Source organism: Natrinema sp. LJW11, from assembly GCF_056135975.1.
This window is the reverse complement of record NZ_JBWBDM010000002.1, coordinates 802,764-814,962: the sequence shown is the minus strand read 5'-3', so window position 1 is coordinate 814,962 and position 12,199 is coordinate 802,764. Positions and strand designations below refer to the sequence as shown.

Genomic DNA, 12,199 nt, shown 5'->3' with positions numbered 1-12,199 from the left:
CCGATGAGTAAGCCAGAACGACTCCCGTCCGAGCCGGCACAGATCCTGTTGGTCGAGGACAATCCCGGCGACGTCCGCCTGACCAAGGAAGCGTTCAAACAGGGCCGGATCGAGAACGACCTCCACGTCGTCTCCGACGGCATCGAGGCGCTGGCGTTTCTCTCCCAGCAGGGCGAGTACGCCGACGTACCGCGGCCGGACCTCATCCTGCTGGATCTCAATCTGCCCGGCAAGGACGGCGAAGAGGTTCTGGAGGAACTCAAGGACGATTCGGCGCTGCGATCGATCCCGGTGATCGTGTTGACGAGTTCGCGCGCGGAGGAAGACGTCGTCAAGTCCTACGAACTCCACGCGAACGCCTACCTCACGAAACCGGTCGATCCGGACGAGTTCATCGAGACGGTCCGCGCCTTCGAGAAGTTCTGGTTCTCGGTCGTCCGACTGCCGCCGGAGGCCGATAACTGATGAGCGAGACGAACACTCGAACCGCCGCTGCGGAGAGCGCGGAACCCGAGGACGCGCTTCGCATCCTCCTGATCGAGGACAACCCCGGTGACGCCCGTCTCATACAGGAGATGCTTCGGGGAACCGAGGAACTCGCCCAGCGGGTCAGCCCCTCCGAGACGGCGGGGCAGACGCCCGAGATCACCCGCGAAACCCGCCTCGAGGAGGGCCTCGAGGCGATGGAATCGTCGTCCACCGATATCGTCTTGCTCGACCTGAACCTCCCCGATAGCGAGGGACTCGACACCCTCGAGACGGTCCACGAAGCGGCGGGAGAGACGCCGATCGTCGTCCTGACCGGCGTCCGCGACCAGCAGGTCGGCGTCGAGGCGATCCAGCGCGGCGCTCAGGACTTCCTCGTCAAAGACGAGGTGACCAGCGAACTCCTGGTGCGGACGATCCACCACGCGATCGAGCGCGCCCGTCAGCAGCGCGAACGCCGCCAGCAGCGCGAGCAACTCGAGACACTCAACCGGCTCAACCGGATCGGCCACGACATCACTCACGCGGTGATCACGACCGAGACGCGCGCGGAACTCGAACAGGAGGTCTGCGACCGACTCGCCGAGTCCGACGCCTACCGGTTCGCGTGGATCGGTAGCGTCAACCCCGGCAGCGACCGCGTCGTCCCGAAGGCGGCGGCCGGCGTCGAGGACGGATACCTCGAGGAGATCGACGTCACCGTCGACGAGAACGACGAGAGCGGACGGGGGCCGGCGGGCACGGCGATCCGTACCGGGCAGGTCCAAGTGATGAACGACGCCGGCGTAGACCCCGAGTTCGAGCCGTGGCGGGAGGCGGCACACGCCCGCGACTACCGGTCGTCGGCCGCGATTCCGATCACTCACGAGGACCTCGTCTACGGCGTGTTGAACGTTTACTCGTCGTCACCGCGATCGTTCGAGGGACCCGCGACCGACGTTCTCGGTCGGATCGGCGACGTCGTCGCCCACGCGATCACCGCGATCGAGCGCCGGGACGCACTCGTCAGCGACGCCATCGTCGAACTCGAGTTCCGCGTCGAGGCGATGGCCGAGGAACTGGTCGAACTCTCGGCGACGGAGTCATGTACGATCGAGTTCGAGCAACTGGTCGGCAGCGACGAGACGCTCCTGGCCTACGGCTCGGCACGCGGCGTCTCACAGGAGACGTTCACCGAGACCGTCGACCGAACCGACGGCATCACTGACGTTCGGTTGCTCACGGCCCGACACGACGAGTTCGAGTTCGAACTCGTCGCACCCGCCGCCGTCAGCCTGTTCGAAACGATCGCGACCCACGGCGGTCGCGTCGCCTCGGCGACGATCGCCGACGGGGAGTTCCGCTTCGTCGTCGAACTCCCGCGCGGCCGGGACACCCGTCAGATGATCGAACTCATCAGGACCCAGCGCGACGACGTCACCTACCTCGCACAGCGAACCACCGAACGCAGCGAGCGCAGCGACAGCGGCTCGTCGTCCGTCCTCGAGGACGAACTGACCGAGAAACAGCGGGCGGCCCTCGAGACGGCCTACTTCGCGGGCTACTTCGACTGGCCGCGGGGCAGCACCGGCGAGGAGATCGCCGAGCGCCTCGGCATCGCGCCCGCCACCTTCAACCAGCACCTCCGAACGGCGGAACGGAAGTTCTTCAACTCGATGTTCGGCGAGTAGGCGTCGTCCGCGGGTCGAACCGGTCGCTTCGCGGTCGACCATCGTCGCCGGACTCCCCGAAATCGAACGCGTGCTCGGCGAGGTCCGATCGGAGTAATCCATCGAACCAGCAGCAGAGACCGAGTCCACAGGCGGTTTCGGCGCTCGAGAGGAGAGTCGCGGACGCATTCGATCGAGCGGCTCTTACGGGAAGCAGTAATTTCGTCGCGTGTCCCGTTGTCTCGCTCGGTACGGGCGGAACCGGTATCGAATCCGCACCTCCTCGCGGCTACTTCCGGTCACGTTTCAAACGGAAGGGCCCCCAGGAAATCGTCGCTCTGGTAATCGAGGTGATCCAGTCGAGGGCCGAGCAGTTCACGGACGAGGACCACCAGGGGATTGGTCGTTCCGTCACCGGTCATCGCGATCTCCGTTTTCGTCCCGTCCGCGTCTTCGTCCCAGAGACCGACGACGATCGTCTCTCGATCGGCGACGATCAGTCGACTCACCCGGGGGTGGCTCGACTGTTCGTACAGCCAGTCCATCTGTGGCTCCCATATCGTCGCGTCGGGAAGCCGATCCCGAAAGAACTCTCGGGCCTCTCGACTTTTCGTTCCGGCGTGTAACGCGACTCCTCGATCGATGGCGTTCTCTGCGTGTGGGAGGCACTCCTCGTCGAGTAACTCGTCGGAGGCATAGATCAGAAACAGTTCGTCCGTCGCTCTATCGGCCAGTTCCCGACAGTAGTCGTACACGGCCTCGCGACCCTCGAGTCGTCCAACGGTGCTCTCGTCTGCTTTGCGTCCCGTTCGACACTGCGAGAGCAGTTCGTCGAGCACGTCGACGTTCATCCATTCGGCATCGGCCGCCGAGTAGCTCCCCTCGGTGACGACGTTTTCGTCGCGATCGTACTCGATCAGTCCCGCTTCGTCGAGTCGGGGAAGGTAGTTGTGATGGAGCGAGATGACCGTCTGGTCGAGTTCCCCCTCGTCCTCCGAAACGAGACGTTCGGAAAGTTCGGTCACAGAGAGCTCGTGAGATGCGGTATTGAGAACGGTTAGAATCGCTCGATTGGTGGTATCCGTAAGCAGCCGAACGAGTCTCTCCTCCTGCAAATCCATTACCGATGAATACCCTCGTGGAGTAATAAGTAGAAGGTATCAATTCATACACACGGTTCCCGAATTGTAATCCGTTTCCCTCTGTTGAAGACAGTTTTCCCTACGTTCACTACGCGCACGGGCATCTCGAGCGATCCGTTGAAACTCGAGCGAAATGACAGTCCGTGTACACTCGTCCGTTCGAACGGGTAAAACGGATCACGCGCCGCGAGGTTCGGTCGCGGGCGGGGTCACGTCGTCCGTCGGACGCCGAGCGGCCATCGCGACGGCCACCATCGAGAGCCCGGTCACGAGGAGGTTCGCGCCCACGAGCAGGCCGACGGCCCACGCTGCGGTGGCCGGGAACCCGATCCAGAGGAACCCGGCGAGGACGAGCGCGATGACGCCGCTGACGGCGATCGACGTTCGACCGCGAGAGCCGGGCATCCGCGCGGCCGTCGCCAGTTCAGCGATCCCGTCGATCGCCAGGTACGCCACGAGCGCGAGCGTCAGCGTGACGAGCGCGACCGCGGGGGCCGCGAGGACGGCCAGTCCGGCGAGCACCGAGACGGCCGCGAGCGTCGTCTGCCAGATCGATCCTCGCCAGCCGCGCGCCGTGAACGCGTGGACGCCGTGGACGATCCCGCCGACGACGAGGAGCGCTCCGAGCGCGATCGATACCGAGAGCCCGGTGACGGCCGGGGCGGCCATCGCGAGGATCCCGATCAGTCCGACGATCCCGCCCGCGATCGCGAGGGGGCGCCAGTCGTTCTCGAGGGCGTAGCCCTCGTCGTCTCCGGTGGTTGCTGTGATACTGTTCATTTACGTCACCAGTACTACGTACGTCGTGTAGGTATATAATACAAATATGCGATTTGACAGTCGGTCGCGGAAACGGACCGGTCCGAAACCGGGACGAACCCCGGTAACGGCCTCGCACGGGTGTGCGGTCGAATTCGCCGTGCCGAAGCGTACCGACGACGCACGACCGTTATCACGATGGGGATGACACGTCGAATCGTGACCGACGATCGCGACGGTGGCGATCGCGAGTGTGAACTCTGCGGGGAACGAGTCCCGGCGGCCGTCTATCACGAGCACCTGCTCAAGTCGTGTCCCGGCCGTTCCAGGGAGTAAGCCGCCTCGAGCGACTCGGCTTTCCGGAACTGTTCCGGGTCGAAGGCGTCCGATGGCGGCGTTTCCGAGGGGGCGATCTCAGACGCCGGCGTTCGAGGACGACTCCGTGCCGCGCTCGAGACGCGCGTAGAGGTAGTAGGAGTACGCGGTAGTGATCGCGGCCGTCAGGAGCGCGGGGACGACGAGGAAGTAGACGGCGTAGTCCCCGAAGAAGAGACCGATCAGCGAAACTATCGCGGTGAGCTTGAACAGCCGGCCGCCGAGTTCGTGCGTGCGCTCCCAGACCGCCTCGTTACTGAGCGTCCACGGCGTGCGGATACCGACGAACCAGTTGGGCTCCGCGCGCGTGAGCAACGCGCCGACGCCGTAGAAGAGGACGGCGACCGAACCGAGAACGAGGAGCGTGAAATCGAACTCGTAGCCGAGATTGAACGCGAGGATGCCGGCGTGGAGGACGAACATGAACCCCGCGAAGGCGACGACGAACCAGTCGTACGCGGCGCGGAACGCGTCGACGTTCTCACCGAGCGGGTTGATGCGAGGGACCACCGCGAGGAGCGCCACCAGCGCCGCCGAGAGGACGGGAACGAACGCGAGACCGAGCGTCTTCGACATCGTCCCGTCCGGCTCGCCGGCGGCGTTCCAGTGGGTCACGAGCGGGTCGGACAGTTCCGGTGCCGCGAGAAGACTGGCGACGCCGGCGAGGACGACGAATACGCCCGCGAGCGTCAGTCGGTGCGTCGTCTTCATACCGGATACTACGACGCTGTCACGTATCAATGAACGGGCCGAGCGACGGAATGGGGTCGGCGGGACCGTCCGTCGCTACCGACGACTTCGGCGTCGGATCGATTCTCCCGAGCTGAGACGGTGGGAAACACCTTTGAGTCTCGTCGGAATCAGAGCCTGACAGTGACGGGAACGTCGAACTCACGCATCTGGGACTGTCCGGAGTGTGGCCGTTCCGTCAACCGGTTCGTGAACGGCTATCGGTGTCCGTCCTGTCGAGAGAACGTCTCCGAGCGCTGTGACTGCGGGTCCGACGCGACGAACTCCGACACGACGGACTCCGACGCGACGACCCGTTGACATCCTCTCCGCCGTGAACGGCGAGGTTTCCTCCTCGGGCTTCCGTAACCCGGCCGCCGACTCGGCGGGAAGATCGGAGACGCGACCGAGTCGAGACTCACGAAACCGCCCGAGTGACGACGACCCCCCCTTTCACTCCTCCTCGACGTGGCGGATCTCGCAGGCGACGCCGCGCGTGCTCTCGGCCATCTCGCGACCGAACATCTCGGCGCGACCGACGGCGAACGCCTTCGGTCCCTCGACGACCACCTCGTCGCCGACGCGGATGTCCTCGTCGGCGTCGACGACGCCCGGCGCGAGCACGCTGCCGTGCGGGACGAAGCCGTCGATTTCCACGCGCTTCGTCGGCGCGTCGCTCTCGAGCCACCGTCTCGCCCCCGCGAGGGTAAAGGAGAGAGTGCCGTACTGGGGAACCATCGTCGCGAGCTGGGTCTCTTCGCTATCGCGGACCTGGATCTTGGGGTACCGACCCGTGGTCTGAATATCCTCGAAGAGGTCGTCGCCGGCACCGTCGCCCAGCAGGTAGTCCGCGATGGCACGGACGGTGTTGTGCTCGCGCTCGCGTTTCGGGTACTTCAGTTCGCCCGACAGCGCTTGCGAGAGGTTCGCGAGCGACTCGTCGTCGGTCGGATGCTCGGCGACCGTATAGGTAATATCGAGGTCGAGTCGGTCCTCGACGCGTTCGACGATGTCGCGGTAGCCGTCCTCGGGGACGTGAGCGATGATGGACGGATAGTCGTTGCGCTCGAGGTAGCGCTGCAGAACCGTGCTGACGAACTGCTTTTCGTCTTCGGACCAGCGGCCGGTCACGACGGTGTCGTAGTGCTGGGCGGGGTAGGTCGTCTCGAGTTCCTGCGGGACGACACCGATGGGGCTGGTCATCGAGACGAGGCGGGCGCGCCACTGGATGGCGTCGTGGAACTGGCGGTGGCTCTGGGACTCGCTGTAGGGTTTGGCGGCCGAACACGGAACGAGCACCAGCGGGTTTTTGAACCGGTTGCGGTACCGCGTCGTCACCCGGTCGGCGAAGCGCTGGATCTCCACCCGGCGAAGGGTGTCCGCGGACGCGGCGTCGATTTCCGCATCGCGGAGGATGGGCGTGCGCTCCTCGAGGTAGCCCCACTGCGAGTCGAATTCGCGCATGGCCGCGGTGAGCCACTGGTCGTGGCGGGCCTGTCCCTCGACGTAATCTCGGAGGCGGCCGTCCCGGATCCGACGGCGGACGATCGCCAGTTCGGCCTCGAGGGCGTTGACGTTGTGTTCCGCACAGTCCTTCCGAGTAAACTCCTCGCGAGGCTGTCGGCACGCCGAACACGAGCAGGGGAGTTCCTCGAGGTCCTCGAGGAAGTACGCCTCGTCGGTCGTCAGATAACGGCCCTCGGTCCCCTTCACGACGGCGGCGGTCTCGTCGAACAGATCGACGCCGGCGTAGGCCAGCAGGGCGACGTTCCGCGGCGTCGCGACGCCGGAGAACAGCAGGGCGGTGTCGGCGGGGATCGCCTCCCGGACGGCCACGACGGCCTCGACCAGCGCAGCGCCGTGGCCCATCACCGACTGGACGTTCGAGAGGGCGTAGGCGTCCGTTCCCTGGGAGTCGACCTGCTCGCTCGAGACGACCGCGACGCTGGGATACTCGACGTCGGGGGAGTCGACGGCGAAGGACTCCTGCACTTCCTCGGCGGTGCCGCCGGGGAACGCCCGGTGGGGGAGCACCGTGAGCCGCGACTCGTCGCCCGCGGGAATCTCGCGATCCTCGCTCCAGAGCGAGCCCGCGTCCTCGAGGACGTCGTCGACGAGTGCGGGCGTCGTCACCGGCGAAGAGAGGCGGAGTTCGCCCACGCGCGCGGCCCCGTCGCGCTCGTGTACTTCGAAATAATCGGTCATACTCGATATGACCGCGGCGAGCGAAAGAGGTTGTCGATAGCGAGCGGTCCCGCGACCGGGCTCCGAGCGCGATCGAGACGCCGGTGACCGTCTCGAGGCAGCGAATCGGGTGAAATTTCTACGGGCGATTCAGGAGCCGAACACTCGTCGTTTGTCGTGAATGTTTCGACGTGGATTACTGACTACTATAACTGAATACATCATACGACAGTCGGGAAAATTAACCTTTATGCTCTTTCGGTTGGAGGTCTCCCTATATGTCATCTGAAACAAAACTGCGATCGACGGACGGCTTCAGAGCGTTTCTGACCGTGTTCCTGGTCGCAGTCGTTGGAGTCGCGACGATCGGACTGCCGATCGTCTTCGGGGGAACGGCGACGACCGTCGAAGCGACCGAGCCGGAGCCCGAGTTCGAATCGTACGACTCGATCTCGCAAGCCGAATCGCAACTCGGTTCGGCCGACGAGATCTACCTCGGGGAGAACGACAGCGCCGTCCTTCGCTACGACGATGAAACGGACGTCGACACGCTCGAGGTGGGCATGGACGTCAGCGAAGGACTGGTCCACATGCTGGTGATCGACGACATCGAGAACCCCGACGACGAGCTCGAGTCGGCGAATTTCTCGACGATCCTCGATAAGCAGGGGCTCTCCGGGAGCGGTTCGATGGTCGTGCAGCAACCCGACGACCTCGAGAACTTCGAACTCGACGTCTCCGGCGAAGTCTCCGAAGAGACGAACGAGTTCGAGGGCTCCGCGTCCGGCACGTTCGACAGCGAGGCAACGACGACCGGAGCGGTCAGTACGAACGGTCACGTCACCGCAACCGCAGACCGACTCGAGACGAGCGGGAGCGTCTCCGTCGACTCGTCCGAAGCGTCGGGTGCCGACGGGGCGGACGAGTATCTCGACGTCTCGCTGCGGGAGACGAGCGACGGCTACGAGGTCGATGTCACACAGGAGATGACCGTCGACGCTACGTCGGCCGAGCAGTGGTCGACACAGGAACAGGCCGAACGGACGCTCTGGCGGAAATACGGCGTCTATGCCGCGTTGCTGGGCGGGTCCAGCGAGATCGATGTCACGAAACACGATTTCGAGGCGAAATCGAACGGCGAACACCGGCTCGACATCGAATTCACCGTCGAGTACACTGGCGTCGACGGCGGCATCGAAGAGCAACTCACGGATCAGTTGGCGAACGATCCGACGATGGATCTGAGCAGGTCGGAGGCGCAGACGATCGCGACGAGCGTCACCGACGTCGATATCGAGACCGTCTCGTTCACGATGGACGCGAGCGGTAATTCGATGACCGTCGACTGGGATGTCGCACTCGAAAACTACAACGAACTCACGGTCGCGATGTTCGACCTCGCGGAAGCGACCGCCTCCGACGACCAGCTACCGGAGGACCAACTCGAGAACGCGCGAACGGCTATCGAAGCCCAGCAGGCGGCGAATCTCGAGACGAAACTCACCTGGGACGGGGAAATCGAGCAAACGTCGTCCGACGAGATGACGCTCGACGCCTCACTGTCGAGCGACACCGAAAACTGGGGTGCCTACATCGACGAGCTCGAGTCTCGAGGCGTCGACCGTCCGAACGACGTCACGTTCGACCTGTCGGCCGAGACCGACGGCGACCAGCTCGCGATCGACGGCGAGTTCGAACTCGGAGCCGAGGATCTGGCCAGTCGGGCGGTCAAAAACTGGGCGCAGTCGGCCCAGACCGGACCGACGTCGCCGACGTCTCCGGAAGTCGACCAGTTCGTTTCGGCGCTGGCAGAATCCGAGCTCGAGGTCGCCCGCGTCGACGCGGGTCTCGACGACGGGACGGTGCGCGTCGAAGGGGGGGCGCGGTTCGACGACATGAGCACGCTCACCGAGACGGTCAGCGAAAGCATGGCTATCAGCGGGATCGCGACCGAACAGGACGGAGACACCGCGTCGATGTACGTCTACGTCGACGACGTGGGCGAGGTCGACACCGCGTCGGCGACGAAATCCGATCTCGAGCGGTTCGACGTGGTCGACTCCGAGACCACCGTTCACCGAGCAGGCGAGTGGGACGAGGACGACCTCCCCGCGATCGAGACCGACGAGATGAGCGAGTTCCTCGAGACGCAGGACGACGACGATGCGTCCGAAAACGGTGATGAGGACGAAGACGATGGTTCCGATAGCATTCCAGGCTTCGGAGTCGGGATCGGACTCGCGTCGATCGCCGGACTGTTGACGGCGCTCGTGCTCCGACGGCGAGAGTAACGCATCGGCGATCGGTGCGTCCGTTCTTTTGATCACGGTGGTACCAGCACCAGCCACCAGCGCCGCCTGAGAGATCGGACGATCGGTCGGAGCGAGACGCGACAGTTAGACGGTCTCGAGAGCTGTCGCGGTTGCCGACGTATGGCCGCGGTTGAACGAGAGGATCTTGACTCGGAGTACGTCGGTCGGTTCACAACGGTCGGGAACGTTCTCGATGAAGACGACGAACCCCTCTACCTTGCCGACCGCCCGCCGCTCGCCGGAGTGGTGGTCGGTGAACTCGCGGATCGCGACCTCCACGACGTCACCGATGTCGACCGGTGGATCGCGTTCCTGGGCCTCCCTGTGGCGTTCTCGGGACTGTCGCTCGTCCGCAGAGCCGCCGCGGACCCGTTTGAACAGCCACGAGCCGATCACGAGGGCGACGAGCAGGCCGATACCGAGCACGGCTAGATCGAGCATACTGGAACCGGTTGGCGCGTGGGGCTTCGGTGTTCCGATTCCGACGGCGCGTCGGTGACTCGGTTAATTGCAGTGCCTGAACGGGCCGAAAACGCGTTCCGCCGACGGGGCGACGGCCGAGGACGACTCTCGAATCGCCGCTGCCCTTATATTTCCCCGTCCGTTCGACTACGTCGTGACTCCCTCATTCAGCGGATCGGCCGGCGACGACATCGGCGAGCCGCTACACATCGCCGTCATTCACGCGGTTGCAGCGCACCGGGACGTGGACCCGATCGAGTTGCCGCCCCTCTACGAGTGGATCGACCCCGATTCGCTGGACGCCCTCTTCGAGCCGACCCGACGCGGCGGACCCCGACGCGGCCGTCTCGAGTTCACCTACGACGGCCACGCGATCGCCGTGGACTGCGCCGACGGCGTCGCGATCTCGGTCGACGGCTCGCCGGCCGTCGAGTCGATCACGGCCGGAGCCGACCGCGGTACCCCCACCGGCGCGTAACTCGAGCGACGATTCCTCCACGTCTGATTGGCGGACGACGATTTTTCACTTCGCACCGGAATCCGCTCGACCGTCGTCGTCACCGGCCGTCGTCACTCCGGAGATCGACGAAATCGACCGAGTCCGGAACGCGCTCGAGGACGGCCGCGGGCCACCCTCGATGCGCGAGCGTGATCGCTGCGTCCGGATTCACGTCGACGAGCCGAGCGACGCCGTCGGCCGCGGCCTCGAGCGCCGCCCGATCGGTCCGCTCGGGGACTTCCGCGGTGAGCGGGTAGCTCCTCGAGAGCGCGCGGGGGAACGGCCCGAACGGCGGCTCGACGCGCCAGGAATCGTCGAACTCGTCGCTTCGCGGGGAATCCCCCTCCGTGAGCAACAGGGAGTCGGGGACGGACAGCCGCTCAAGGCGTTCGCGGTGGCGGACGACTTCCGGGCGGCGCGCGCTCTCGTGTGAGGTGTAGAAAAACGAGCCCTTCGAGACGGGGTCCGAGCGCTCGAGTTGGGCGGCGTGATCGAGCAGGGTACGGTAGCCGTCGAGCATCGTCGGGTGGGCGCGGGCGCGCTGCTCGACGAGCTCGAGCAGGTTGCCGGCGCGGATCGCTTCCTTGATCCGGCGGATCTCGGCGAAGGTGACGTGGAGGTTGTGGGCGGCCAGTTCCGACTCGCGTTCGCCGTCGGGGAGCGCGCGGAGTTCGTCGGGCGAATACTCGGTACAGACGGCACAGGAACAGGGGAGATACTCGAGGTCCGCGAGGTGTCTGGTGCCCCGCACCGTCAGGTAGCGGTCGTCGCGGGCGTAGAGCGCGTAGGCCGCCGAGTCGAACAGGTCACAGCCCGCGGCGACGGCGAGGGCGAACATCATGGGGTGGCCGGCACCGAAGAGGTGGACCGGCGCGTCGGCACCGAGCCCGCGTTTAGCGGCGGCGACGACGTCGATCATGTCGTCGTAGCGGTAGTCGTTCATCAGGGGGACGACCGCGCCGACCGGGAAGACGTCGAGATCGGTCCCGTCGGCGTGTCGACCGGCGCGCTCGCGGAGGTCCGGATAGGTCGACCCCTGGACCGGCGCGCTGACGAGCATCTCGCCCGTGTCGGCCGCCTCGGCGATCTCGAGTCGCTCCTGCGTCGTCTCGAGGTCGCTCGCGGCCCGCTCGTGCGAGACGTCCGGCGGGGTCGGGATGTCGACCGGCGTGGCGATGTCGGAGCCGATCTCGCGCTGGAAGCCGAGGATCTCCTCGGTGGTGACGTCGATCTCGCCGTATTCCGAGAGTTGGAAGGAGCCGGAGTCGGTCATGATCGCGCCGGGGAAATCCAGCAGGTCGTGGAGCCCCGCTTCGAGGGCCCGCTCGTGGAGGTCGTCGTCGCCGTGGATGATGTAGGAGTTGGTGATGAGGATCTCAGCGCCGAACTCGTCGGCGAGCCGGCGAGGGCTGATCGTATCCAGATTCGGATTGATGACCGGCAACAGCGCCGGGGTCTCGACGGTCGTCCCGGCGCGGGGAACGGTCAGCTCCCCGATGCGGCCGCCGGCGTCGGTGTCCCGGATCTCGAAGGACTCGCGCATTAGTCGTCAGTTAGCCCGTCGGACGTAAGTCGTGACGGTTTTCGGCCGGCCGGAACGGC

Annotated in this window: 10 protein-coding genes; 4 read left to right on the top strand and 6 right to left on the bottom strand. The window is 65.4% G+C overall.

Going from position 1 to position 12,199, the window contains the following annotated elements; all coding sequences use genetic code 11:
• The first annotated feature begins 3 nt into the window (after positions 1 to 3).
• Both AC0QDI_RS08640 and AC0QDI_RS08635 read left to right on the top strand, forming a co-directional pair.
• Positions 4 to 465, top strand: a complete 462-nt coding sequence (locus tag AC0QDI_RS08640; protein ID WP_474667185.1) for a response regulator — start codon at positions 4 to 6, stop codon at positions 463 to 465.
• Positions 465 to 2,156 (top strand): bacterio-opsin activator domain-containing protein, encoded by a 1,692-nt coding sequence (locus AC0QDI_RS08635; protein ID WP_474667183.1) that lies wholly within the window; start codon positions 465 to 467, stop codon positions 2,154 to 2,156. Before AC0QDI_RS08640 ends, AC0QDI_RS08635 begins: the two co-directional genes overlap by 1 nt.
• A gap of 278 nt (positions 2,157 to 2,434) precedes the next feature.
• Here the strand turns inward: AC0QDI_RS08635 and AC0QDI_RS08630 are convergent, their stop codons facing one another.
• The 4 genes from AC0QDI_RS08630 to arcS form a co-directional block, all read right to left on the bottom strand.
• Positions 2,435 to 3,256: a DUF7344 domain-containing protein gene (locus tag AC0QDI_RS08630; RefSeq protein ID WP_474667182.1), complete on the bottom strand. Its 822-nt coding sequence runs from the start codon at positions 3,254 to 3,256 to the stop codon at positions 2,435 to 2,437.
• Between the two features lie 198 nt (positions 3,257 to 3,454).
• Positions 3,455 to 4,057 carry an HdeD family acid-resistance protein gene (locus tag AC0QDI_RS08625; protein WP_474667180.1) on the bottom strand — a complete coding sequence of 201 codons (603 nt, stop codon included), beginning with the start codon at positions 4,055 to 4,057 and terminating at the stop codon, positions 3,455 to 3,457.
• A 393-nt stretch (positions 4,058 to 4,450) separates the two neighbouring features.
• On the bottom strand, positions 4,451 to 5,122 hold the full coding sequence (locus AC0QDI_RS08620) for an SdpI family protein (protein WP_474667178.1): 672 nt from the start codon (positions 5,120 to 5,122) through the stop codon (positions 4,451 to 4,453).
• 471 nt (positions 5,123 to 5,593) lie between these two features.
• Positions 5,594 to 7,345 carry an archaeosine synthase subunit alpha gene (gene arcS / locus AC0QDI_RS08615; protein WP_474667176.1) on the bottom strand — a complete coding sequence of 584 codons (1,752 nt, stop codon included), beginning with the start codon at positions 7,343 to 7,345 and terminating at the stop codon, positions 5,594 to 5,596.
• 257 nt (positions 7,346 to 7,602) lie between these two features.
• On the opposite strand from arcS, the gene AC0QDI_RS08610 reads away from it, so the two are divergent.
• A complete protein-coding gene (locus AC0QDI_RS08610; RefSeq protein ID WP_474667174.1) occupies positions 7,603 to 9,615 on the top strand; it encodes a hypothetical protein in 2,013 nt (670 codons plus the stop codon).
• Between the two features lie 105 nt (positions 9,616 to 9,720).
• On the opposite strand, the gene AC0QDI_RS08605 is transcribed toward AC0QDI_RS08610, so the two are convergent.
• Positions 9,721 to 10,077: a TRAM domain-containing protein gene (locus AC0QDI_RS08605; protein WP_474667172.1), complete on the bottom strand. Its 357-nt coding sequence runs from the start codon at positions 10,075 to 10,077 to the stop codon at positions 9,721 to 9,723.
• Positions 10,078 to 10,252: 175 nt separating this feature from the next.
• Between AC0QDI_RS08605 and AC0QDI_RS08600 the strand changes: the two genes are divergently transcribed.
• Entirely contained in the window at positions 10,253 to 10,576 is a 324-nt protein-coding gene (locus AC0QDI_RS08600; protein WP_474667170.1) for a HalOD1 output domain-containing protein, read from the top strand.
• Between the two features lie 79 nt (positions 10,577 to 10,655).
• On the opposite strand, the gene tgtA is transcribed toward AC0QDI_RS08600, so the two are convergent.
• Positions 10,656 to 12,140 (bottom strand): tRNA guanosine(15) transglycosylase TgtA, encoded by a 1,485-nt coding sequence (gene tgtA / locus AC0QDI_RS08595; protein WP_474667168.1) that lies wholly within the window; start codon positions 12,138 to 12,140, stop codon positions 10,656 to 10,658.
• Positions 12,141 to 12,199: the final 59 nt, after the last annotated feature.

Bases quoted from the DNA above. Each gene is read 5' to 3' on its own strand.
- AC0QDI_RS08635 (WP_474667183.1), top strand. From the start codon at position 465: ATGAGCGAGACGAACACTCGAACCGCCGCTGCGGAGAGCGCGGAACCC.
- AC0QDI_RS08625 (WP_474667180.1), bottom strand. From the start codon at position 4,057: ATGAACAGTATCACAGCAACCACCGGAGACGACGAGGGCTACGCCCTC.
- tgtA (WP_474667168.1), bottom strand. From the start codon at position 12,140: ATGCGCGAGTCCTTCGAGATCCGGGACACCGACGCCGGCGGCCGCATC.
- AC0QDI_RS08620 (WP_474667178.1), bottom strand. From the start codon at position 5,122: ATGAAGACGACGCACCGACTGACGCTCGCGGGCGTATTCGTCGTCCTC.
- AC0QDI_RS08610 (WP_474667174.1), top strand. From the start codon at position 7,603: ATGTCATCTGAAACAAAACTGCGATCGACGGACGGCTTCAGAGCGTTT.
- AC0QDI_RS08630 (WP_474667182.1), bottom strand. From the start codon at position 3,256: ATGGATTTGCAGGAGGAGAGACTCGTTCGGCTGCTTACGGATACCACC.
- AC0QDI_RS08605 (WP_474667172.1), bottom strand. From the start codon at position 10,077: ATGCTCGATCTAGCCGTGCTCGGTATCGGCCTGCTCGTCGCCCTCGTG.
- arcS (WP_474667176.1), bottom strand. From the start codon at position 7,345: ATGACCGATTATTTCGAAGTACACGAGCGCGACGGGGCCGCGCGCGTG.
- AC0QDI_RS08640 (WP_474667185.1), top strand. From the start codon at position 4: ATGAGTAAGCCAGAACGACTCCCGTCCGAGCCGGCACAGATCCTGTTG.